Raw genomic sequence first — 24,141 nt, 5'->3', positions numbered from 1 at the left:
TTCGATGAACGAGCCGAGCGGCAGGTCTGAGGTGAGGCGGGCGGTTTTCGGATCGGCGGGCTACCGGCCCGGCTGGCCGTTCAGCAGCCGGCCCGTGCGCGTCGTGGTGCTGGCGCTGGCCGCTCTTGCCATCCTGTCGCTGCTCACGCGATTGCCGGCCTGGAAGCTCGGCGACCTGCGCGCCTTCGATTACATTTCCACCATCGACAGCCCCGAACCGCCGGCGGGCGGGCCCGTCATCGTCGCCATCGACGAACCTTCTCTGGCCGAAATCAATGCACAGTGGCCCTGGCCCCGGCAGCTGCACGGGCGGCTGATCGAGGCGCTGCGGGCAGCCGGCGCCCGCGCCATCGGCCTCGACATCATCATGGCCGAACCCTCCACGCCCGAGAACGACGCGGCCATCGCCGCCGCCGTCGGGCCCGACGTGGTGCTGGCGGGCGACGAGACGCTGATCAAGACCCCTCAGGCGGATCAGCTGATCCGCACCACGCCCATGCCGCAGCTGACAGAGGCCGGGGCCCGCACGGGCATCGCCTCCATCGAGCTCGGCGGCGACGGCATCTTCCGCAACATCCCGCGCTACGGGGACGGGTTTGCCGCCATGCTCGCCGTCGCCGCGGGCCTGACGCCGAAAGCCCTGCCCGCGGATGCGCTGATCCAGTCCTACGGCCCGGCGCGCAGCTATCCGACGGTGTCCTACTATCAGGCGCTCGACCCGGCGAACTTCCTGCCACCGGGCTTCTTCAAGGATCGGGTCGTGCTGGTCGGGCTCAGCCTGCAGAATGCGCCCGAGATCGACAAGGGCGGTGCGGATGCCTTCGCGACGCCCTTTACCGTCCATACGGGACGGCTGGTGCCCGGCGTGGAAATCCAGGCGACGATCTTCGACAACCTCCGCCTCGGCTCGGCCATCGACCCCGCCGATCCGCTGCTGAACGGCGCCTGCATTCTCGCCGCGGTGCTGGTGGCCTCGCTCGCCGTCTGGCGCACGACGGGCTGGCACACCTTCGGCTTCTGCCTGCTCTCGCTGCTGTTCTTCTCCGCCGTCAGCTATGCGGGCATCCGCCTGACCAGCACCTATGTTTCGCCGCTCGGCCCCACGCTCGGCTTCATCGGCCTCGCCTTCGGGCAGACCGCCTTCGACTATGCCGAGGAGCGGCGCAACAAGCGGCAGATCACGCGGGCCTTCTCCCAGTACATCTCCCCCGAACTGGTGCGGCGCCTCTCCGACGATCCCTCGCAGCTGCAGCTCGGCGGCGAGACCCGGACGCTCTCGATCCTCTTCTCCGACGTGCGCGGCTTCACCACGATCGCCGAAACGATGAAGGATGACCCGCAGGCCCTCACGGCCCTCATCAACCGTCTTCTCACACCCCTCTCCGACGTGGTGATGGATCACGGCGGCACCATCGACAAATATATCGGCGACTGCATCATGGCCTTCTGGAACGCACCGCTCGATGACCCCGACCATGCAATCCACGCGGTCGAGGCGGCGATCGCCATGCAGAAGGCGCTGGCCGAGCTGAACGACCATCTGGAGGAGGAAAGCAAGCTTCGCGGGCGGCCGCATCACGTTCTGCGCATGGGTATCGGCATCAATACCGGAGACTGTGTCGTCGGCAACATGGGCTCCACCCGGCGCTTCGACTATTCCTGCCTCGGCGATTCCGTCAATCTCGCCTCGCGCCTGGAAGGCGTTTCGAAGAATTACGGCGTGGCTCTTCTTCTCGGCGAGGAGACCGCACGGCGGGTCGCCGGGCGTTTCACGACCGTCGAGCTCGACCGCATCACGGTCAAGGGGCGCACGCTCCCCTCGCCCGTCTTCACCCTGGTAAAGGCCGCAGGTGCCGATGTGCTGGCAGAGCACGAGGCGTTTCTCGCAAGGCGCTACGCGCGGACGCTCTCCCCGCTGGACCCCGCCTTCGAAAGGCTTCCCGCCGCCATGCCGGAGCTGGATGGCTACTACCGCATCATGCGGCAACAGCTCACGGGGGATCCCGACGCATAAATCACATACAATCCGACAATTCGTATCTCTGACTTTAATAATTCATAAAAGTTCGACGGCTACAGTCGCCTTGTCTCGACTGCCGGGGCCGCCATGACAGCCGCCCATCTCCCGCATTTTCTCCAGTTTTTCGGTGGAGTTTGCCGCCTTCGCGGCCGCAGCCGACACAGTTTCCCTTTCGGCCCAGACTTGACCCCGGCTTCAACCGGGGTTCTTTTTTGTTGCAACCTTGGATGAGAGAACGCCGGAGAACAGCCCCTCTCCCCGTTCCTGAAGTAGCGTGCGGGACGTGTAGTCGATGATCGACAGGCCACCATCCACAACCAGGGTCTGGCCTGTGACGAAGGAGGCAGCGTCACTGGCGAGGAAGGCCACGGCGGCGGCGATCTCCCGCGGCTGGCCCATGCGGTCGAAGAGGTTCGGCGGCACTTCCCAGCCGTCGGCGCTGCCGCTGGCCGGGTTCTCGCCATCCTGCTCGGTTTCGATCCAGCCGGGGCTGACGGCATTTGCCCGGATGCCATGGGCCGCGCCCTCGACGGCGAGAGCCCGCGTGAGGGCCTCCACGCCCGCCTTTGCGACGCAGTAGAGCCCCCAGTTGCCATGCAGCGTGGCGGTCGAGGAAATGTTCACGATGGCGGGCGATGCGCTTTCGGCGAGCAGCGGCAGCGCATGGGCGGAGGTCAGGTAGGCAGCCTCGAGGTTCGGGCCGACCAGCTTGTCCCAGCGCACGCCTGGACCATCTTCGGGCACGACGCCGGAGCGGCGCGAGCCGACCCCTGCATTGTTGACCAGGATGTCCAGCCGGCCATGCTGGCGGATCGTTTCGAACAGGGCGGAAACCGCGGCCTCGTCCGCGTGGTCGCAGGCCAGGAAACGCGCGGGATAACCGAGCGAAAGGCTTTCCTCCTCCACCTTCCGCCCCTTTTCGACATTGCGCCCGGTGAAGAGCACTTCGGCGCCCGCCTCGACGAAGAAATGGACGATGCCGCGCCCGATGCCGGAATTTCCGCCGGTGACGAGCACGGTCATGCCGTCGAAGCGCGGGGTCTGCCGTTGTTCCATGGATTGCTGCTCCCTGATGCCGGATGGCTGTGCCGGCAGTTTACCGGAGGCGGGCGAAGCGCACCACCGGCGCCCAACAAAAAAGCCGCAGCCGGCCGGTCGGGACTCCGGCGGGCTGCGGCTCTTTGGCATGGTCTCGGGCAAAGCCCGTAGCCGCCCAGGGAGCGGAAGGTTTGCCAAACTCGCGTTGCGGATAAAACATGCAAGCGTCATCGCAACGGACCATGCGGGTGAACGCGGTACCGCCGACCGCAGGGGACGGGTGAACGGCGGTATCTTGCGTTCCAGGCGCCATTGCCGGCTGCAGTCGGGGGGCAGACCGGAGCCGGCGGCGCCAGCTCGTCACCGCCCGGACCTTGCGGCCCGGGCGGGTATTCCTCAGTAGATGCAGCGGCGGCGCGGACCGTAATTGGGCTGATAGGTATCGTCCCAGGCCCGGTAGCTGCGGTAGCGCTGCATGCAGTATTCGATGTGCTCGCGCGTCAGGCCCGGACGGACCCGCACACGCGGCTGGCTGGCGATGGCCCCGCCGATGATCACGCCGGTGGCAAATGCCGCGCCGGGGAACCAGTAGCCACGATGGTGGCGATATCCGTGGCGCCAGTGGCGGTAGCCACGGTGACCATTGTAATAGGGGCGGCCATTCCGCCAGTTGTATTCGTCGCCGTGGCGATTGCGCACGGGGGTGACATCCGTCGAAGCATCCACCGCGATGACGGGGCGCAGCGGGGCAGCTTCGGCCTGCGGCAGCGACGTGCCGAAGGTAATGAGGGCGAGCGCCGCGGCTCCGATGGAAACAAATGACTTTCGCATGTTCTATCCCTTCAACTGCGAAGGCATCGGACCGGCGGGAGGAAACCGGCTTCAACCCTCTCGACAAGAAGACCCGCCACCTCCTTTCGGAAAGGCGGGCGGACAGACTCATAGAATAGGGCAGGCCGGGGCACCGGTAGAGGATCGGAAAATACCTATATTCGCGCCGCGCCGCGGAAGGTCCCCCGCCTCACCCGCAAATCCGGGCATGGCCCGCGCTTCCCGCAGCCGCCCCACTTGCGCTAGAAGGAGGGCCGTTCCGTTCCTCCCGATTCCAGGATCCCTCCATGCAGCTCATCTTCGACGGCCACAATGACGTGCTCTACCGGCTTCATTCCCATGCCAAGGCCGGGCGCGATCCGGTGGCGGAATTCGTGGAGGGAACGACGGAGGGCCATATCGACGGCCCGCGGGCGCAGACAGGCGGACTCGCCGGCGGTTTCTGCGCCATCTATCTCTCCTCGCCCGATCTCGGCCACCGCGAGCCCGACGAGCGCGGACATTACGAGATCCCCCTGCCGGCTCCGCTCTCCCACCTGCCGTCGCTTGCCAGCGCCATGGAAATTGCCGCGATAGCCCAGCGGCTTGACCGCGCCGGCGCCTGGGCGCTCTGCCGCAGCGTTGCCGACATTCGCAAGGCCATGGAGGCCGGACGGTTCGCGGCCGTGCTCCATATGGAGGGCTGCGAGGCCATCAATTCGGATCTCGACGAGCTGGAGACCTTCTATGCCGCGGGCCTTCGCTCCCTGGGGCCGGTCTGGAGCCGGGAGACCATCTTCGGCCACGGCGTGCCCTTTGCCTATCCCCGCGACCCCGATACCGGCGCCGGCCTGACCGAGGCGGGGTTCCGCCTGGTGAAGGCGTGCAACGAACTCGGCATCGTCATCGATCTCGCGCATCTCAACGAGAAGGGCTTCTGGGACGTGGCGCGCACCAGCCGGCACCCGCTGGTCGCCAGCCATTCGAATGCCCATGCCCTCACCCCCGTGGCCCGCAACCTCACCGAACGGCAGATGGATGCGATCCGCGACAGCCGCGGCATTGCCGGCCTGAATTTCGCCGTCACCATGCTGCGCGCCGACGGACGGGAGGATGCAGAGACGCCGATGGAAGACCTGGTCCGCCATATCGATTTCATGGTGGAGCGCATGGGCATCGACTGCGTGGGCATCGGCTCGGATTACGACGGGGCCACTATCCCTGCCGCGATCGGCGACGCTTCGGGAAGCCAGGCGCTTGTGGAGGCGCTGCGCAAGGCCGGATACGGCGAGGCGGAGCTCGCGAAGCTTTGCCGGGAAAACTGGCTGCGGGTGGCCGGCGAGACCTGGGGAGCCTGATTATTTTAGCACAGCCTCGCGCAAGGCGGGCTTCCTAGCATTGGCTCAGGCCGGACCGGTACGCGCACGTCGACATTGCTGATCGAGCGTTACCTTTACCCGGCAGTATCCCATGCGAGGAGATCCGTCTGCCGATGACCACATTATCGATCTGCATCCCCGTCGAGCCCGGCATGAAGCCACCGCTTTACCTCTGCGAGCGCCTTCTGTCCGACGCTGCGGCCGACATCGAGGTGATCGTTGCACCCTATGGCGAAGCCTACGGGGACGACCACCCGCTGCTGGCGCTGGCAGGCCGCGACGCACGGCTGCGCATCCTGCCGCCAGCCCCCGAAAACATCTCCCTCTCCAATCTGTGGATGGGCACCGTCGCCGCCATGACCGCCCGCTGGGTGACTGTGGTTCGGCCGGACGACATGCTCGAGCCGGGCATCGACTACCTGTTGCGGCACGTGGAGGAAACCATGCCGGATGCGGATGCCTGCGGCTGGAACACCTTCACGATCGACCCCAACGCCGACCGCAATATTCCCACGGCTGTTGCCGTTCCGATCCAGCACCATGTCACCGAATTCGGGAAGACGGAAATGCTCGAGGCCTTCTTCCACTGGAAGGACAGCCTCAACGTGCCGAAAATGCCCTTCGGCCTCTATCATTGCGCCATCAGCCGTTCGCTGCTGGAGGCGGTGCTGGTGCATTCGGGCGAGCTGAGCTGGCTGACGCCGGTGCCCCAGTATGAATGGTCGGCTCGCGTTGTGCTTCACGCAAACCGCTTTGCCTTCGCCTCACGCCCGCTCTCGGCGATCAGCCAGGAAACCTACAAGCCGGTTTCCATGCCGCGCGTGATCACCAATTTCCCCTTCACGCCCGCCCTCGGCATCACCGCGGCTATCGCCGAAATCCAGTGCCGTGTTCTGCACGATATCGGCAGCGCATGGGATGGATACGGAGACGATTTCGTCCGCGCCTGCATGATCGACTGCATGCTGGAACACCGGGAACAGGAATTCGAGTCCAAGTGCCAGGCCTATCATGCCGCAATGCGGGAGATGGGCGACCAGCGGCTGGCGGCGAGCTTCCACCCGCCCTACATGCCCGAGCCCAAGGCGGACCGCCGCCGCGGCCTGCACGGGCGCGTCCTTTTGGTGGATCGTTTCCTCGGAAACGCCACGACGGCCCAGGATTTCTACGAATTCGCGCGGTTCATGCTGACCCCGCTTCCCATCGCGACATCCATGTCGATGACTCAGCACTGACGGGCGATGGCGGGGCAACCCGCCATTTTCCTTCGCGGCGAGACACACGGAAAAAGGGCCAGCCGTTGCAACGGCTGGCCCTTTTTCCGATGCCTTGGCTGCCTCTGCCGTCAGGCCGCCCGATCCTGAAGCCCCAGAAGGGTTCCCGACCAGCCGAGCTGGTTCAGCCGCGCCTCGATCTCCGCGTGATAATTCGGGTTCATGACCACGATGGATCGCACCCCGCGAGCCAGCGCCTCCTCTGGCGGCAGGATCGGGGTGGCGCTGACAGGCATGTAACATCCCTGTTTCGCGGGATTGAGATCGATCGCCATGTCGACGCCCGGCACGAGGAGCGAGAAGGTCACGCCCTTGGAGGCCCCGCCCCAGATCGCCACCGGCCCATCCCGCCTGAGGTCCGAAAGCCGGTTTTCCCAGTAGGCAAGCACCTCGCTTATGCCGTCATGCGCCGGAATGTCCGCAGGGGCCGGCGGCAGAACGTCCTTTACCTCCTCCGCCGGCCAGGCTTCGACCCACATGTACTGGCCGCCATAGACCGCCTCCACCCGGCAATCCAGGCCATAGCGTTTCAGCAGCAGCGTCATGGAGCGCGGCGAGAAAAGCGAGCAGTGCTCGTAGAAGAAGTCCTCGAACGCCTTGTTCCTCAGGATCCAGTCGACATCCGGCGTTTCAAGGTAGAGCGGCAGGTTGCGGGCGCGCACATAGCCGGCGATGGCCTCGATGAAGGGAGCCGGCTCGGGAATGTGCTCGATGGTATGGCGCGAGCAGACCACATGGATGTCGTCCGGCAGGGCGCGGGCCGTCTCTTCGGTAAAATAATGGGTCCTGACGCTGACCGCCGGATGCATCCCCGGGTGCCCCTTGAAGGCGGGATCGAAGCCGATTGCCTTGCCCACCCGGCCCGAGCGGGCGAGCTCCTCCAGAAACTCGCCCTCGCCGCAGCCGATGTCCACGCAGTTGAAGGTGCCGGGACGCGCCAGGATCTTCTCCGCCATGGCCGACTGATGCGCCCGGTAGACACCGGATGCCTGCACCGAATTGTTATAGCTGCTGTCATACCGGATGACGTCGGCATCGAAATCGGCGTTCCAGACGAAATCGCAGTTCCGGCACTGGCAGATGCGCAGGCGTGCAACGGGAAAGGCGCGCGCTTCTTCCTCGGTCTTAACGATGACATTCTGAAGAACGGGAACATTGCTGCGGGTCAGGATCACATTATGCTCGGTCCCATCGCAGGCTGGGCAGTTCGTCATGCAAATGGCTCCTGTCAAAGACATGAATTTAAATATGCATTGTTCGTTCTTTTCGTTGCGCGAAGCTTGCCGTCGCGCTTGCGGAAGCGGCGCAGTCCGTCGTGCGAGGCCGGGGAGCTTGCCCCGTCACCCACCGGGCCGGATCAGATTGGGGATGCCGACGACGGCTGCGGGATCGGAGGGATGGATGGCGGCCGTGCCGAATTCCAGAAGATCGCGCCGGCCATATTCGTCGGCAATGCTCTCGACGAGGGCGCGGATGGTCACCGCCTTGCCGGAACAGATGTTGATCGCACCGGTCTGCCCTGTCTCGACAACGGTGGCAATCTGCCGACCTGCTTCCGCAACGTCGAGATAATCGCGCAGCTGTGTTCCCGCAGAGAGCTTCACGGTCTCTCCCTTTTCAAGCTGTGCCCGGACATAGGGCACCAGACGGGCGGCATACTCGCCTTCGCCATAGAGATAGAAAAGCCGGCACCAGCTGAAGGTCGTGGCGGTTCCCGGCAGGAAATGCCCGAGCATATGGTAAAGCGCGAGCTTGGCAGCCGCATAGAGCGTGGCGGGTTCGAGCGGCGAGTCCACCGCCAGCCGGTCGCCCGGAAGGCGATACTCCATGCAGGTGCCGATGCCGATGAAATGGCCGGCACCGGCTGCAACCGCAGCCTTGGCCAGGGCGATCGACCCGGCAACGCAATCCAGATTGCGCGGATTGTCGAGGTATTTTCCCGGTTCGACATACCAGGCCGAATGGATCACGCAATCGATGCCGCCGAGCCGCTCCCGCCACCACGCTTCGTCTTCCGAAAACAGGTCCGGCGTGACGACGGCCGCATCAGCTTCATAGCCGGCGGGAAGCTGCTGGCCGGGCCTCAGCACGGCCGTGACCCGATGGCCTTTTCCCTTGAGGGCCTTGAGAACCTGCCGGCCGACGAAGCCGCCGGCACCGGTGATGAGGATATGTTTCATGACAAGCTCCGGGAAAGGTGGTTTCCGCAGAATGGAGGAAAGGACCAGAAATGGGTTTCGGACGAATCGCTGTGGCCATCCTAGCGCAGGGCCGGGCTTGAAGGCATGCCCTTCGAGGGGCCCCGGCCGGGGCCGGAGCACAGCGACCCAAGGCAAGGAGCAGGCATGGATCCCGTCACAGAATTTCGCCAGCAGGTGGCCCGCAACATCGAGGACATCGGCAAGGATGCCGGCTTCCAGGCGTTGTCCAACACCTGGCTGCAGGAAGCCACGAAGTACTTCTATTCCTACAATTTCTCCTGGCTCGGCCGACCGGTCATCCAGATGCCGCAGGATCTCTACGCCACCCAGGAGCTCATCTGGGCCGTGCGCCCCGATCTCGTCATCGAGACCGGCATCGCCCATGGCGGCTCTCTGATCCTCTCCGCCTCCATGCTGGCTCTCCTCGACTATTGCGACGCCATGCAGTCGGGCGAGCCGCTCGACGTGCGCAAGGCCCCGCGCCGGGTGCTCGGCATCGACATCGACATCCGCGAGCACAACCGCAAGGCCATCGAGGCCCATCCGCTCGGCGGCAAGATCTCCATGATCCAGGGCTCCTCCATCGCACCCGAAACCATCGCGCAGGTGAAGGAAATCGCCAGGAACCACAAGACGGTGATGGTCTTCCTCGATTCCAACCACACCCACGCCCATGTGCTCGAAGAGCTGGAACTCTATGCGCCTCTGACCTCGAAGGGCAGCTACTGCGTCGTCTTCGACACCATGGTCGAGGACCTGCCCAACGAATTCTGGAACAACCGCCCCTGGGGCAAGGGCGACAATCCGAAGACGGCCGTCTGGGAATACATGCGCCGTCTGAAGGAGGACGGGCGAACCGCAGCCGACGGCCAGCCGCTCGCCTTCCAGTACGACAAGACCATCGAGACAAAGCTCGCCTTCACCGCCGCTCCAGACGGCTTCCTCAAGCGCGTCTGAAACAGGCGCGCAAGGCTTCCCGAACAACCGCACCAATTCCAGAAAGAGTGTCGATCCATGCGCGTGCTGATAACCGGAAACATGGGCTATGTCGGACCGGTCCTGGTTCGCCTTCTGAAGAAAACCATCCCCGAGGCGCAGATCATCGGGTTTGACGCCGGCTTCTTCGGACACTCGCTCACAGGCCCGGAAAACCTGCCCGAATCCCTGCTCGAACGGCAGGTCTTCGGCGATGTGCGGGACTTTCCCGCCGAGCTCCTGGAAGGCGTGGATGCCGTCGTTCACCTCGCGGCGGTTTCGAACGATCCGATGGGCAACCAGTTCGAAAAGGTGACGGAAGAGATCAACCGCGATTCCAGCGTCCGGATTGCGACCCTTGCCGCTGCGGCCGGCGTGAAGAACTTCGTCTTCGCCTCCAGCTGCAGCATGTATGGCTTTGCCGAAGGCGATGCGCGCCGGGAAACGGACCCGACCAACCCGCTGACGGCCTATGCCCGCTCGAAGATCGGCACGGAAAACAGCCTCAAGCAGCTCGATCTCGGCGAGATGGTCGTCACCTGCCTGCGCTTTGCCACCGCCTGCGGAGCGTCCGACCGCATCCGGCTCGATCTCGTCCTGAACGATTTCGTCGCCGGAGCCCTCACCTCGGGCAAGATCACGGTTCTGAGCGACGGGACGCCCTGGCGCCCGATGATCGACGTGGAAGACATGGCCCGTGCCATCCTCTGGGGCATTTCCCGCGAGGCCGGAAACGGCGGCCGTTTCCTTGCCGTCAATGCGGGATCGGACCAGAACAACTACCAGGTCCGGGACATGGCCGAAGCGGTCGCACGCAAGGTCTCCGGAACCGAGATCAGCATCAACACCAATGCCCCCAGCGACAACCGCTCCTACCGGGTGGATTTCTCGCTGTTCAAATCGCTTGCGCCCGATCATCTGCCGCAGGTGTCGCTTGACGAATCCATCGAGCGCCTGCTGGCAACGTTCGAACGCATGAAATTCAACGAACCGGACTTCCGGAACTCGCAATATGTGCGCCTGAAGACGCTGCAGAAGCACATCGACAGCGGCAAGCTGGATCGCGAGCTGCGCTGGCGCGCCTGACCCGACATCCGGGCCGCTGGCTTCACGAACGGACCGAGCCATGGATTTCATCGATTGTGTTGTCGCAGGCGGCGGGGTCGTGGGCGTCGCCATTGCCCGCGCGCTTGCCCTGCGCGGGGTCGGGGTCGTTGTCCTGGAGAAGAATGCGCGTCCGGGACAGGAAACCAGCGCCCGCAATTCCGAGGTGATCCATGCGGGCCTCTACTACCCGACCGGCTCGCTGAAAGCCCGCCTCTGCATCTCGGGGCGCGAGATGCTGCTGGATTATCTTGCTGGCAACGGCATTGCCCATGCCCTGACCGGCAAGCTCGTTGTCGCGGCAGAGGCGCAGCGGGCCCAACTCGAGGCCATTGGCGCCCGGGCGCAGGCCAACGGCGTCACGGATCTCGTCCGCCTCGCGAGACGGGATATAGAAGACCTGGAAAACGAGGTCCGCGCCGAATACGGTCTCCTGTCACCCCGGACGGGCATCTTCGATTCCGGCGCCTTCCTTCTGTCACTCGTCTCCGACATCGAGGCCAATGGCGGCATGATCGTCACCAACACCCGCGTCTGCAGCATTGCGCGATCCGGGAATGACCTCGCCGTCACGACGCAAGGCGCCGATGGCGAGGACTACACGATTGCATGCCGCTATTTCATCAACGCCGCAGGGCACGGCGCCGAGGCGGTGGCAAGGGCGGCCCCATGCGACTCGTCCTGGCGTGCTCCCCGCATCCGCTTTGCGCGCGGTCTCTATTTCGGCATCACCGGGCCGGCACCGTTCCGTCGGCTGGTCTATCCCGTCCCGGAGCCCGGCGGGCTCGGCATTCACTCGACCCTCGGCCTCGACGGCACCACACGCTTCGGCCCGGACGTGGAGTGGATCGACGCCCCGTCCTACAGCATGGACGCCTCCCGGGCAGAGCGTTTCGCCCGCGCGATCAGTGCCTACTGGCCAGCGGTGGCGGAAAGGGAACTGCATCCGCTGTTTGCCGGAGTTCGGCCGAAGCTTTCGGCCCCGGGGGAACCGGACGCTGATTTCCTCATCGCCGGGCCGCAGCTTCATCGCACCGACGGGATCGTGCATCTGCTGGGCATCGAAAGCCCCGGCCTCACCTCCAGCCTCGCCATTGCGGACGAGGTCGTCCGGCAGCTGGGGCTCTGAGGCGCCTCGATGACCGCTGCCAGCGGCGCCGTTCCCGCCGGTGACGCGGCGCCGGAAAGGCGCGGCCAGCTCCGGGAAAGGTGGTTTCCGCAGAATGGAGGAAAGGACCAGAAATGGGTTTCGGACGAATCGCTGTGGCCATCCTAGCGCAGGGCCGGGCTTGAAGGCATGCCCTTCGAGGGGCCCCGGCCGGAGCCGGAGCACAGCGACCCAAGGCAAGGAGCAGGCATGGATCCCGTCACAGAATTTCGCCAGCAGGTGGCCCGCAACATCGAGGACATCGGCAAGGATGCCGGCTTCCAGGCGTTGTCCAACACCTGGCTGCAGGAAGCCACGAAGTACTTCTATTCCTACAATTTCTCCTGGCTCGGCCGGCCGGTCATCCAGATGCCGCAGGATCTCTACGCCACCCAGGAGCTCATCTGGGCCGTGCGCCCCGATCTCGTCATCGAGACCGGCATCGCCCATGGCGGCTCGCTGATCCTGTCCGCCTCCATGCTGGCGCTCCTCGACTATTGCGACGCCATGCAGTCGGGCGAGCCGCTCGACGTGCGCAAGGCCCCGCGCCGGGTGCTCGGCATCGACATCGACATCCGCGAGCACAACCGCAAGGCCATCGAGGCCCATCCGCTCGGCGGCAAGATCTCCATGATCCAGGGCTCCTCCATCGCACCCGAAACCATCGCGCAGGTGAAGGAAATCGCCAGGAACCACAAGACGGTGATGGTCTTCCTCGATTCCAACCACACCCACGCCCATGTGCTCGAAGAGCTGGAGCTCTATGCGCCGCTGACCTCGAAGGGCAGCTACTGCGTCGTCTTCGACACCATGGTCGAGGACCTGCCCAACGAGTTCTGGAACAACCGCCCCTGGGGCAAGGGCGACAATCCGAAGACGGCCGTCTGGGAATACATGCGCCGTCTGAAGGAGGACGGGCGAACCGCAGCCGACGGCCAGCCGCTCGCCTTCCAGTACGACAAGACAATCGAGACAAAGCTCGCCTTCACCGCCGCTCCAGACGGCTTCCTCAAGCGCGTCTGAAACAGGCGGGCTGCGCGCCGGTCGAAAGGGCTGCCCTGCCGGGCGGCCCTTTTTTACGTGTGGGTTCCGGCGATCCCCGGCAACGAAAAAAGCCGGGGCATGCCCCGGCTTTCCATGACCATCCGCAGCGCCGGAGCCGTTCAAGCCCGCAGCATCTTGGCGATCTTGTCCTCTGTCTCCCAGGCGTGCTTCAAGCCGCCGGGACCGATATCGAGCATGTCGATGGGGGGGCACATGGCGTTGACCACCGCGTACATTTCCGCCGAATTCTTGACCGGGAGCTCCTGATCGATGATCACGCCCGTGTCGGTAAAGCCTGCGGGAACGATGTTCTTGCCCTGTGACCGCGCTTCGTCGAAGACGGGGTTGAAGTGCTTCAGGTAACGGCCGTTCTCCCACAGCTCGAAGCTCTTCCTGTAACCGGCAGTCGCTGCATCGAAGGCATCCCGGTCGAAGTAGAACTGGCAGTCCATCGCACAGGCCTTGGCGAAGTTTTCACCCCAGTTCTCGAAGGAGATGTTGTATTTCGACTTGAACCAGTGCTGCGCCACGCCGATGGTCGCGGTGGTGCCTTGCGCAGGTACGAACGGGAACTCGCGGAAAAGCGGGTCGTTCTCGAAATCCTGGCCGGCCTCTTCGGCGAAGGTCGCCATCTTCCGACGCAGGTCCTCCAGCTTGCCGACGCTGAAGGAGTTCGAGGCCGGGCAGCTGCCCATGATGCCGAAGGGGCGCGAGGTCGCCACGAATTTCGAGCCGAGGCAGATGACCTTGAACGCATTGTCGTAATCCACGACGGGATGTTCGAAATACTTGCCGCCGTAAAGGAGCTTGATCCGCTCCAGCAGCCGGCGGGAGATGGCATGGTGGTAGATGGAGAAACCGGAGGTGGGAACGTGCCGGCTGTCGTGCCAGCCGAACATGCGCTTGAACAGTTCCGCCTGCTCGATCTTGACGATGGAGCTGTCGTAGGGAACCGGGACGGAGAAACTGCCGCGGCCCGGATAGGGCCAGGTGTAGCCGATCGCGCGCCAGCCAAAGGCTTCCACGCCGGGATTGTACTCGAGCACACGGCGGATGAATTCTGCCAGTTCCGGATCGACGAAGTCGTCGTCGCCGATGAAGACCACATACTCTCCGGTCGCCACCTCCATCGTGCGTTCCCAGTTGTCGACCATGGAAAGCGTCTTTTCCGGCGACGGCAGGTAGACGATGCGCGGATCGCCGACGAGATCGCGCATGTATTCGTTCATGACGGACGGGTCGTCGGAATTGTCCGCGAAGACGAACTGGACGTCGGTGCGTGGCGAAAGGCGCAGGCCGTCGATGGTCTGCTGGAAATAGACCTGGCGGTTTCTGGAAGGAACGCAAATCGAGAGAATGGGATTAATCGACATATTTTTCTCCGCACGGGCCCACGGGCCGGGAATAATCGCTACTTTATCGCCTGAGCCTTGAGCGGGGCCTGCTGCTCGTCTTCGGCAAGCGCGGCGCGCAGCGCCATCGCCGCAAGAACGAGTGGCGGTTCCGCCCGGTCAGGATGGCCGATGGGCAGGATCAGGGGTGCACCGTCAGTCTCGGCACCGCCGTCACGAATTTCCCACCCCAGTCGCTGATATATGAAAGTTGAGCCTTGATCTCGCTTTGAAGATTCCATGGCAGGATGACCACCCTTTCCGGTTTGAGATCTTTCAGGGATTGTTCGTCGGTGATCGGAATGCGGCTGCCGGGCATCAGCATCCCCTGCTTGGCGGGGTTGCGGTCGACGACCAGCGACAGGAGATCCGGCTTGACGCCGGCGAAGTTCATCAGCGTGTTGCCCTTGGCCGCGGCACCGTAGGCGGCGACCTTCAGGCCTTCCCGCTGGCACCCGATCAGGAAGGAAAGGAAATCGTTGCGCACCCGCTGGGCCTCCTTCTGGAAGGCGGTGTAGTAACGGGGTTCGCGCATGCCGGCAGCGATTTCCCGTTCCAGCATGGCAGCGACGCGGGGGCTTTCGGCATGGGTCTTCGTGTCCGCGCGCTGGGCGAAGACCCTGAGGCTGCCGCCATGCCAGGGCGTGGTTTCCACATCGAAGACATGGAGCCCGTTGGCGGCAAAGATCCGCGTGACCGCAAGCAGCGACAGATAGGAATAGTGCTCGTGATACGCGGTGTCGAACTGGGCCTCCGCCACCATGTTGAGCAGGTGCGGGAACTCGAAGGTCGCCACCCCTGACGGCTTCAGGACGGTGGCGAAGCCGGCGACGAAATCGTTGATGTCGGGCACATGGGCAAGCACGTTGTTGGCGGCGGTGAGATCGGCCGACCAGCCCTCCTCGACCAGCGCCCTTGCCAGCGCGACACCGAAGAAATCCTCGCGGATCTCGATGCCCTTCTGCCGCGCGGCGGCGGCCGTCGAGGCCGTCGGCTCGACGCCGAGGCAGGCAATGCCCCGCTCCTTCACATACTGCAGGAGATAGCCGTCATTTGCGGCGACCTCGACCACGCGGGAGGCTTCGCCAAGGCCGAAGCGCGCCGTCATGTCGGCCACGTAGGTGCGCGCATGGTTCAGCCACGAGCTGGAGAACGAGCTGAAATAAGCGTAGTTTTCGGAGAAGAAGACCTCGCGCTCGGCGAAGTCCTCCGTCTGGACCAGAAGGCAGTCCATGCAGGCGCGGATGACCAGCGGATACCACAGTTCCGGCTTGTCGCGGTCGGCCTGGCTGACGTAGGAATTCGACGGCGGCGACGATCCGAGATCGAGGAAGGGAACGAGATGCTCTCCCTGGCAATGGCGGCATTTCATGCGGCTACTCCGGCAAAATCGGACGTGATGGGCGGGTGGGCGAGATCGCGCGGCGAAAGCCCGTGGACGGCAAGCGGCCAGGCGATGCCGAGTGCCGGGTCCTCTGGGTGAAGCCCGGCTTCGGCGTCGGGCTGATGGCTGGCCGAATGGACGTAGACAAGGCGCACGTCGTCGGTCAGCGCCTGGAAGCCATGGGCAAACCCGCGCGGGATCAGAAGCGAGCGGGCATTGTCCGCCGAAAGCTCCACGGCAACGTGGCGCAGGAAGGTGGGCGAGCCACGCCTGACATCCACGGCGACATCGAGGATACGGCCTGCGGTGCAGGTGACGAGCTTGATCTCCGCGTGGGGCGGATGCTGGAAGTGCATGCCGCGCACGATCCCGGCCTTGAGCGTGCCGGTCTCGTTCACCTGCATCACCGGGCCATCCCATCCGAAGGCTGCGAGATCGAGCGGGTCGAAGAGGCGCGTGAGATAGCCGCGATCGTCCGAGAAGCGGCGCCTTTCCAGGAGCACGGGTCCCTCGAGCGGCAGGGCAACGGGGGTGAAGCGGGCGCTCATGCCGCCCCCCTTCGCAACGGCGGCTGCCGCAGGCGCAGCGCTGCACGGTTCCGATCTGGAGCTGACAGCACCATCCGGCCGGGAATGGCCGCGTGCCTGGCGTTCCGGAAGAATGCCTTGTCCATCCTACCAGCTCTTCCAGGGCGCGTGGCCGCTGCCCCACAGCGTTTCCAGATGGGTCTTGTCGCGCAGCGTATCCATCGGCTGCCAGAAGCCCTCGTGGAAGAAGGCCTTCAGCTCGCCGTCGCTGGCAAGGCTGGCCAGCGGCTCCTGTTCCCACACGGTCGCGTCGTCGCCGATCCTGTCGATCACCTTCGGGGAAAGAACGAAGAAGCCGCCATTGATGAAGCCGCCCTCGCCCTCCGGCTTCTCGACGAAGCCGCGCACGGTGTCGTCCTCGAGCGACAGCGCGCCAAAGCGGGCCGGCGGACGCACCGCCGTGACGGTAGCAAGCTTGCCATGGCTGTGGTGGTAGCGGATCGTATCGGAGATATTGACGCTGGAGACACCGTCGCCGTAGGTGAAGCAGAAGGCCTCCTCGTCCCTGAGGTAATCGGCCACGCGCCGCAGACGGCCGCCGGTCATCGAATTCTCGCCCGTATCCACCAGCGTCACCCGCCAGTTCTCGGCGCTCTTCTTGTGGAACTGCAGCCGGTTCTCCGCCAGGTCGAAGGTCATGTCCGACATGTAGAGGCCGTAATTGGCGAAGTATTCCTTGATCACGTAGCCGCGAAAGCCGCAGCACACGATGAAGTCACGGATGCCGTGGCTGTGGTAGATCTTCATGATGTGCCAGAGGATCGGCCGCCCGCCGATCTCGATCATCGGCTTGGGACGCAGATGGGTTTCCTCGGCGATGCGCGAGCCGAGCCCGCCGGCGAGAATGACGCATTTCATCAGCGCCTCCCCTCGCCCCAGAGGGCGATGCGCGGGAGGACGGAGCCAAGGGCCGAAGGGACGGAAAGTCTCATGCGATGTATCCGGGTCTTTGCCTGCATACATCGATACCTAATGAACGAAACTGACCTCAAACTGGAGCGGGCGGCATCCGGAGATGCCGCCCGCGATCAGAAGGGATGCCCGACGGTTGCGGTCAGAAGGTCAGCGAGGCGAGCCGCTGCTGCAGACCGGAGACACTCAGCGAGTTGCGGCGCGAGAGCAGAAGCTCCCATTCGAGCGAGGTGCGGACGATCTCGTTGATGCCGTCGTGGCGCGGCATCCAGTTCAGCTTGCGCCGGAGCAGCGTGGAGTCGGCGATCACGCTTGCCATGTCGCCCTCGCGGCGCGGCAGGTAGTTGACCTCGAAGCGGCGGCCGCTTTCCTCCATCACCGCGCTCAGCACGTCCAGCACGGAATAACCGGTTCCATAGCCGCAGTTGGCCACCAGCGGCTGCCCCCCCTTGCGCAGGTAGCGCAGCGCGGAAAGATGGGCCTGGGCGAGGTCGGCCACATGGATGAAGTCCCGCACGCCGGTGCCGTCATGGGTGGGATAGTCCGTGCCGTAGACGTCCATCTTGCGCCGCTTGCCGAGCGCGGTCTCGACGGCAGCCTTGATGAGATGGGTGGCGTTCAGGGTAGACTGTCCGGTGCGCAGCTCCGGGTCGGCGCCCGCGACGTTGAAGTAGCGCAGCGCGACGTAACGCAGGTCATGGGCGGTCGAGGCGTCCTGCAGCATCATTTCCGACATCAGCTTCGAAAGGCCGTAGGGCGTCTGCGGGGAAAGCGGATCGCTTTCCACGATCGGCCGGTCGATGCCGTTCGCACCATAGACGGCGGCGGTCGAGGAGAAGATGAAGTTGCGGATGCCGGCACCGAGCGTGGCCGCGATCAGCGTCCGCGTCTTTCCGGTGTTGTTTTCGTAATAGGAAAGCGGCTGGCGGATGGATTCCGGCACGACGACCGAACCGGCGAAGTGGATGACCGCGTCGATGTCGTTCTCGCTGAAGATCTGGGAGAGGATCTCGGTATCGCCGACATCGCCGAGATAGAAGCGGGCCTCGGGTGCGACGGCCCAGCGGAATCCGGTCGAGAGCCGGTCGAGCACGACGACATCCTCGCCCGAATCCAGCAAGGCCCAAACCATGTGGCTACCGATATAGCCTGCACCGCCTGTCACCAGAACTGCCATGTCCCTGTCTTCCCTGTTCTTGTTTTGGGAAGATCAAGCCGTCAATTGCCTATCGAAATGGTTATCAGGGACAGTTTTCCGGGCCTGGGCGGCGGCTCTTCTGGGATCGTGGTAAGAGCCGCCTTTCGGCAATCGTTCGAATTTTATGCAATGGCCATCACAGCCGGCGGATATAGTCCTGGAGGCGCTCGGCGGCGGTGGCGACGAGGGCGGGATCGCGCAGGAAGCAGGCGCGCATGAAGGGTCCGCCACCCGGCCCGAAAGCGGTGCCCGGCGCCAGGCCGACACCGGTCTTGTCGACGATGTCGATGGCAGCGAGACGGGTATCGGCGATCCCGTCGATGCGCAGGAAGGTGTAGAGCGCGCCATCGGGCTTCAGCGTCTCCACCCGGTTCGTGGCCGTCAGTGCCTCGCACAGCAGATCGCGCGAGCGGCGCGCCTTGTCTATGTTGCGATTGACGAAGTCATCGCCGTCGTTGAGCGCCGCCACCGCGCCCTGCTGGATGAACTGGGCGACACCGGAGGTGGAATATTGCACGAGGTTCTCGATCACCTGGCCGATCTCCGGCGGTGCGACGATCCAGCCGATGCGCCAGCCGGTCATCGACCAGTTCTTGGAGAAGGAATTGACGAAGAGCACCCGGTCGCCCTCCTCCATCACGTCGAGGAAGGAAGGTGCGCGCGTGGCGGCACCGTAGAAGTAGCGGGCATAGATCTCGTCCGCCATGATCCAGATCCCGTGCCGGCGGGCAAGGGCGAGAAGGGCCGCGAGATCCTCGCGCGTCGCCGTCCACCCGGTCGGATTGGACGGCGTGTTGATGAACAGAAGCTTCGTCCTCGGATTGATGGCCCGCTCGAGCCGCTCGAAATCGAGCTGCCAGCGGCCGCCGCCATAGGCCAGTTCCACTGGCACCGTGCGGGCGCCGGCGATTTCTGCGGCCGCAGCGAAATTCGGCCAGGCGGGAGTGAGATAGACCACCTCGTCGCCCGGCGAGGTGAGGGCCTGGAGGCCAAGCTGGATGGCCTGCATGCCGGAGCCGACGGCGTAGAAATGCTCTGCCGGCAGCGAGACGCCGAAATGACGGGTGTAGTAATCGGCCAGCGCCTGGCGCAGGCTGGGGATACCGCGCTGCCACGTGTAGAAGGTCTCGCCGTTGTCGAGCGAGGCGACGGCGGCGCGATTGATGAAGTCGGGCGTCGTGCTGTCGCCCTCCCCGACCCAGAGCGGGATCAGGCCCTCGCGGCCGCGCGCATAGTTCACCACCTCGACGATGCCGCTTTCCGGCGCCTGGACTGCACGGGGGCTCAAGGTTTCAAGCACGGTCATTCCTGTCTTTCTCCCGCTTCGCGTTTCCGGCAACTGTAGCGAAGGGAGATCGGGAAATCCCATGACTTCGATTGAGGTTTGGATCGGTTTTCTTGATGGCCGCGCCCCGGCCCGCTCTGACGTGGCGCGGCTTTCAGCCGAGATCGGGAGACGTCAGCCGCGCGATTTCAGCAGGTCGCGGATCTCGGTCAGCAGCTGGATGTCGGCCGGCGCTGCTGCCGGTTCGGGCGGGGCCGCGGGCTCTTCGCGGCGCAGCTTGGAGATGCCCTTGACCATCAGGAAGATGATCCAGGCAAGGATCAGGAAGTTGATGACGATGGTGAGGAAGCTGCCATAGGCAATCACCGCGCCCTGCTCGCGCGCTGCGGCAAGCGTCGTTGCCGTTACCTTGCTGGAGAGGGGGAGGAAATAGTTGGAAAAATCCACGCTGCCGGCCACGAGACTGACAATCGGCGTGATGATGTCGTTGACGAGCGACGTAACGATGCCGCCGAATGCACCGCCGATCATCACACCCACCGCGAGATCCACCACATTGCCCCGCGCGATGAACGCCTTGAATTCCTCGATCATGCCCCTGCTCCTTCTGATGAGACGCTAGTTAATTATTATATACAACATTTAGCACTATTGCCCGCTTCGTGTTAACCCTGAATGTCATCCGCCTCCCGGAAATTCACCCATTCCGTGCAGCGGCTCGGCGCCAGGCACGTCCTTGGACTTTGGTTGCAGGCAGGCTCCATTTTCACATCGGGCGTTTTGACCTAGACTTGACCATCCGGCGAACCCTGTCGCCGGCGCGGGGTCTTCATGCTGCCAGGCTGGATCATCTTTGTCTCGTCGATCGGCTATCTGCTGCTTCTTTTTGCAGTGGCGAGCTACGGCGACCGGCTGCGAAGACGCCGGGGAGCACCGCCCCGCGGCCGTCCCGTGGTCTATGCGCTGAGCCTCGCGGTCTACTGCACCTCCTGGACCTATTTCGGCAGCGTCGGTCTTGCAGCCGTGCGCGGCTTCGAGTTCTTCGGCATCTATATCGGCGCCATCGTGATGTTCACCCTGGGGATGCCGCTGGTGCGGCGCATCACCGAGATCGCCAAATCGGAGAAGATCACCTCCATTCCCGATTTCATGGGCGCCCGCTACGGCAAGAACTCCTCGGTCGCGGGCATCGTCGCGCTGATCTCGCTGATGAGCGCGATCCCCTACATCGCACTGCAGCTGAAGGCGGTGTCCAGCACCGTCGGCGTGATGGTCGACCCTTCCGCCTACGGCATCGGGGCCGGCAATCTCTATTTCATCGACATGCCGCTGATCGTCACGCTGCTGCTCGCCTGCTTTGCGGTCATCTTCGGCACCCGACACACGGATGCGACGGAGCATCAGGACGGGCTGATCCTGGCGATCGCCATGGAATCGATGGTGAAGCTCGTCGCCTTCCTGACCGTCGGCTTTACGGTCGTGTACCTGCTTTTCGACGGACCGGCGCATCTGTGGGAAAAGGCCTCCGCCAATTCGCTCGTCATCGAGGCCATGAGCCACGAAACGCCGATCTCGCGCTGGCTGGTGCTGATCCTCACATCGGCCTTCGCCATCCTGTTCCTGCCGCGCCAGTTCCACGTGACGGTGGTGGAGAACCGGCACCCCGACGAGCTGAAGACGGCGCGCTACCTGTTCCCGGCCTATCTGATCGCCATCAACATCTTCGTCATTCCGGTGGCCGCCGCCGGACTGATGACCTTCGGCGGGGCGGGCGATGCGGATGTCTACGTGCTGACACTGCCGCTCTCTTCCGGCTACAGCGCCATTTCGCTGCTCACCTTCATCGGCGGCTTTTCGGCCGCGACCGCCATGGTCGTGATGGAAAGCGTGGCCATGTCGATCATGATCTCGAACGACATCATCATGCCCGCCTTCCTGCAGCGCAGCCTCTTTGCGCGCGCGAGCGAGCGGCGCGACTTCGCCAAGGTCATCCTGCGCATCCGCCGCATCGCCATCTTCGCGGTGATGCTTCTCGGCTATGCCTATTACCGGTCGACCGATACCAGCTCGAGCCTCGTCTCCATCGGGCTTTTGGCCTTCACCTGCATCAGCCAGATCGCCCCGGCGCTGCTCGGCGGCATGGTCTGGCGCCGGGCGAATGCGCGCGGGGCACTGGCCGGAATGGTGACGGGCTTCGTCATCTGGGCCTATCTGCTGTTCCTGCCGAGCCTCGGCGGACCGGATTACTCCTCCGCCTCGGCGGCCATCCTCTCCTTCCTGTTCCCCGGCGTCACGATGTTTTCGGACAACCCGGACCTGCTGGTGAACGCGACGGTGCTGAGCCTGCTCGCCAACAGCGCTGCCTTCATCCTCGGTTCGCTGAGCCGCAATCCGAAGCCGGTGGAGCGCATCCAGTCCGGCATCTTCGTCAAGCGGCATTCGCGCTCGCAGTTTGCCACCCGCAGCTGGAAGACGCGGGTTTCGGTGGGAGACTTGAAGACCGCCATCGCCCGGTATCTGGGCGAGGAGCGCATGCGCCGGTCCATGCAGACCTTCGAGCGGCAGGCAGGGCGAACCCTCGAGGACAACCAGCCGGCGGACATGGCGCTGATCCACTATTCGGAGCAGCTGCTCGGCAGCGCCATCGGCTCATCCTCCGCCCGCCTCGTGCTCTCGCTCATCCTGCAGAAGGTCGAGGACGCCTCCGCCGATACGGCCTGGCTGCTCGACCAAGCTTCGGAGGCGCTGCAATACAACCAGGACATGCTGCAGACCGCGCTTTCGCAGATGGACCAGGGGATCGCCGTTTTCGACAGCCAGAACCAGCTGACCATCTGGAACCGCCGCTTCCGCAGCCTGCTGGATCTCGACGAAACCGCCGGTCAGGTCGGTTTCCCGCTGGCCGCCATCGTTGCGATGATCTCCGAGCGCGGCGACATTCCCGCCTGGCAACAGGGCGAGATCATCCGCAACTTCACCACCGGCGACAGGCCCTTCCGGCTGGAGCTGTCCGGCGGCAAGTCGATCATCGAGGTGCGCTCCAACGTGCTGCCCGACAAGGGCATCGTCGCCACCTTCACCGACATCACCGCCCAGGTGGCGGCCGACCAGGCGCTGAAGCAGGCGAACGAGACGCTGGAACAGCGCGTTGCCGAGCGCACCGCCGAGCTCACCCGCGTGAACCGCGAACTGGGCGAGGCGCGCGCCTCCGCCGACGAGGCCAATCTCGGCAAGACCCGCTTCTTTGCCGCGGCCGGCCACGACATTCTCCAGCCGCTGAATGCCGCCAGGCTCTACTCCTCCGCGCTAGTGGAGCGGATGGCCGAGAGCGAGAACGGCGCGCTGGTCCGCAACATCGATTCCGCGCTGGAATCGGTGGAAACCATCCTCGGCGCCGTGCTCGACATCTCGCGGCTGGATACGGGCGCCATGAAGCCGCGCTTCACCACGGTGCCGCTTGCGGACCTGCTGTCGCGCATCGAGACGGATTTCGCCCCCATAGCCCGGGAGAAGAACCTGAAGCTCAGGGTCATGCCGTCGAAGCTCGTGGTGCGCTCCGACCCGAACCTGCTGCGACGCCTGGTGCAGAATCTCGTTTCGAACGCAATCAAGTACACCGTGACAGGCAAGGTGCTGGTCGGCGCCCGCAGCCGCGGCGACCGGGTGGTGATCGAGGTGCTGGACAGCGGCATCGGCATTCCCTCATCGAAATTCCGCACCATCTTCAAGGAATTCGCCCGCCTCGACGAGGGCGCGAAGACCGCATCGGGGCTCGGGCTCGGGCTTTCCATCGTCGATCGCATCGCGCGGGTGCTGAACACGCCGGTGGATCTCTCGTCGACCCCCGGCCGCGGCACGACCTTCCGCGTCAGCCTGCCGAAGGTCGCGGCCCTGCCCGCCGAGCAGGCGGTCGCCGCCCCCGGCCCGGCACCCGCCGCCTACCAGCCGCTCTCGGGCGTCCGGGTGCTCTGCATCGACAACGAGCCCCGCATCATCGAAGGCATGAAGCTGCTGATCTCCGGATGGGGATGCACGGTTACCACCGCAAGCTCGATGGCCGACATTCTCGCCCTTTCCGCGGAAGGTCCCGTGCCGGATCTCGTCATCGCCGACTATCATCTGGACGATGGCGACGGGATCGAGGCGATCCTCGAGCTCCGGTCCATCTACCGCAGCCAGATCCCCGGGCTGCTGGTCACCGCCGACCGCACGCCCGAGGTGCGCGCCGAGGCCGAAAAGCACGGCATCGGCCTGCAGAACAAGCCGGTGAAACCCGCAGCACTCCGCGCCTATCTGACCCAGGTGATGAGCCTGAAGGCGGCTGCCGAGTAAGGAAACCGGTGTCATCCGGGCCGTCCTGCGTCTCCGGAGGGAGCAGGAGACGGCAATATG

General features: G+C 64.5%; 19 protein-coding genes. 8 read left to right on the top strand and 11 right to left on the bottom strand.

What is annotated here, in order from left to right:
* The first annotated feature begins 4 nt into the window (after positions 1–4).
* Positions 5–2,014, top strand: a complete 2,010-nt coding sequence (locus GGR23_RS05670; RefSeq protein ID WP_183365173.1) for a CHASE2 domain-containing protein — start codon at positions 5–7, stop codon at positions 2,012–2,014.
* Between the two features lie 201 nt (positions 2,015–2,215).
* Here GGR23_RS05670 and GGR23_RS05665 read toward each other — a convergent pair whose 3' ends face one another.
* On the bottom strand, positions 2,216–3,076 hold the full coding sequence (locus GGR23_RS05665) for an SDR family NAD(P)-dependent oxidoreductase (protein WP_183365172.1): 861 nt from the start codon (positions 3,074–3,076) through the stop codon (positions 2,216–2,218).
* A gap of 378 nt (positions 3,077–3,454) precedes the next feature.
* Entirely contained in the window at positions 3,455–3,889 is a 435-nt protein-coding gene (locus GGR23_RS05660) for a BA14K family protein (protein WP_183365171.1), read from the bottom strand.
* Between the two features lie 287 nt (positions 3,890–4,176).
* On the opposite strand from GGR23_RS05660, the gene GGR23_RS05655 reads away from it, so the two are divergent.
* Positions 4,177–5,226: a dipeptidase gene (locus GGR23_RS05655; RefSeq protein WP_183365170.1), complete on the top strand. Its 1,050-nt coding sequence runs from the start codon at positions 4,177–4,179 to the stop codon at positions 5,224–5,226.
* A gap of 134 nt (positions 5,227–5,360) precedes the next feature.
* Positions 5,361–6,482 carry a hypothetical protein gene (locus GGR23_RS05650; protein ID WP_183365169.1) on the top strand — a complete coding sequence of 374 codons (1,122 nt, stop codon included), beginning with the start codon at positions 5,361–5,363 and terminating at the stop codon, positions 6,480–6,482.
* Between the two features lie 110 nt (positions 6,483–6,592).
* On the opposite strand, the gene GGR23_RS05645 is transcribed toward GGR23_RS05650, so the two are convergent.
* Both GGR23_RS05645 and GGR23_RS05640 read right to left on the bottom strand, forming a co-directional pair.
* Positions 6,593–7,735, bottom strand: coding sequence for a class I SAM-dependent methyltransferase (locus tag GGR23_RS05645; RefSeq protein ID WP_183365168.1), 1,143 nt, complete (start codon positions 7,733–7,735; stop codon positions 6,593–6,595).
* 126 nt (positions 7,736–7,861) lie between these two features.
* Positions 7,862–8,701 (bottom strand): NAD-dependent epimerase/dehydratase family protein, encoded by an 840-nt coding sequence (locus GGR23_RS05640; RefSeq protein ID WP_183365167.1) that lies wholly within the window; start codon positions 8,699–8,701, stop codon positions 7,862–7,864.
* 165 nt (positions 8,702–8,866) lie between these two features.
* Here GGR23_RS05640 and GGR23_RS05635 point away from each other — a divergent pair, with 165 nt between their 5' ends.
* The 4 genes from GGR23_RS05635 to GGR23_RS05620 all read left to right on the top strand — a co-directional run bounded on the left by GGR23_RS05635 (position 8,867) and on the right by GGR23_RS05620 (position 12,971).
* Positions 8,867–9,679, top strand: coding sequence for a cephalosporin hydroxylase family protein (locus GGR23_RS05635; protein WP_183365164.1), 813 nt, complete (start codon positions 8,867–8,869; stop codon positions 9,677–9,679).
* Positions 9,680–9,736: 57 nt separating this feature from the next.
* Positions 9,737–10,783 (top strand): NAD-dependent epimerase/dehydratase family protein, encoded by a 1,047-nt coding sequence (locus GGR23_RS05630; RefSeq protein WP_183365166.1) that lies wholly within the window; start codon positions 9,737–9,739, stop codon positions 10,781–10,783.
* A gap of 40 nt (positions 10,784–10,823) precedes the next feature.
* Positions 10,824–11,930, top strand: coding sequence for an NAD(P)/FAD-dependent oxidoreductase (locus GGR23_RS05625; protein ID WP_183365165.1), 1,107 nt, complete (start codon positions 10,824–10,826; stop codon positions 11,928–11,930).
* A gap of 228 nt (positions 11,931–12,158) precedes the next feature.
* Positions 12,159–12,971: a cephalosporin hydroxylase family protein gene (locus tag GGR23_RS05620; RefSeq protein ID WP_183365164.1), complete on the top strand. Its 813-nt coding sequence runs from the start codon at positions 12,159–12,161 to the stop codon at positions 12,969–12,971.
* Positions 12,972–13,111: 140 nt separating this feature from the next.
* On the opposite strand, the gene GGR23_RS05615 is transcribed toward GGR23_RS05620, so the two are convergent.
* The 7 genes from GGR23_RS05615 to mscL form a co-directional block, all read right to left on the bottom strand.
* The gene (locus tag GGR23_RS05615) at positions 13,112–14,365 is read right to left on the bottom strand and encodes a glycosyltransferase family 2 protein (RefSeq protein WP_183365163.1); all 1,254 of its coding nucleotides are present in this window, start codon (positions 14,363–14,365) and stop codon (positions 13,112–13,114) included.
* 160 nt (positions 14,366–14,525) lie between these two features.
* Positions 14,526–15,755: a class I SAM-dependent methyltransferase gene (locus GGR23_RS05610; protein ID WP_183365162.1), complete on the bottom strand. Its 1,230-nt coding sequence runs from the start codon at positions 15,753–15,755 to the stop codon at positions 14,526–14,528.
* The gene (locus GGR23_RS05605; protein ID WP_183365161.1) at positions 15,752–16,315 is read right to left on the bottom strand and encodes a dTDP-4-dehydrorhamnose 3,5-epimerase family protein; all 564 of its coding nucleotides are present in this window, start codon (positions 16,313–16,315) and stop codon (positions 15,752–15,754) included. Before GGR23_RS05605 ends, GGR23_RS05610 begins: the two co-directional genes overlap by 4 nt.
* Positions 16,316–16,441: 126 nt before the next feature.
* Positions 16,442–17,212: a glucose-1-phosphate cytidylyltransferase gene (gene rfbF / locus GGR23_RS05600; RefSeq protein WP_183365160.1), complete on the bottom strand. Its 771-nt coding sequence runs from the start codon at positions 17,210–17,212 to the stop codon at positions 16,442–16,444.
* A gap of 196 nt (positions 17,213–17,408) precedes the next feature.
* A complete protein-coding gene (gene galE / locus GGR23_RS05595; RefSeq protein WP_183365159.1) occupies positions 17,409–18,443 on the bottom strand; it encodes a UDP-glucose 4-epimerase GalE in 1,035 nt (344 codons plus the stop codon).
* A gap of 157 nt (positions 18,444–18,600) precedes the next feature.
* On the bottom strand, positions 18,601–19,770 hold the full coding sequence (locus tag GGR23_RS05590; protein ID WP_183365158.1) for a pyridoxal phosphate-dependent aminotransferase: 1,170 nt from the start codon (positions 19,768–19,770) through the stop codon (positions 18,601–18,603).
* 153 nt (positions 19,771–19,923) lie between these two features.
* Positions 19,924–20,343, bottom strand: a complete 420-nt coding sequence (mscL, locus tag GGR23_RS05585; RefSeq protein WP_183365157.1) for a large conductance mechanosensitive channel protein MscL — start codon at positions 20,341–20,343, stop codon at positions 19,924–19,926.
* 237 nt (positions 20,344–20,580) lie between these two features.
* Here mscL and GGR23_RS05580 point away from each other — a divergent pair, with 237 nt between their 5' ends.
* Entirely contained in the window at positions 20,581–24,081 is a 3,501-nt protein-coding gene (locus GGR23_RS05580; protein WP_183365156.1) for a hybrid sensor histidine kinase/response regulator, read from the top strand.
* The last annotated feature ends 60 nt before the right edge of the window (positions 24,082–24,141 follow it).

The sequence above is a fragment of the Gellertiella hungarica genome (assembly GCF_014197145.1).
In the GTDB taxonomy this organism is placed as follows: Bacteria; Pseudomonadota; Alphaproteobacteria; order Rhizobiales; family Rhizobiaceae; genus Gellertiella; species Gellertiella hungarica.
The sequence above is the reverse complement of the archived record's forward strand: the minus strand, read 5'-3'. Positions and strand labels throughout refer to the sequence as shown.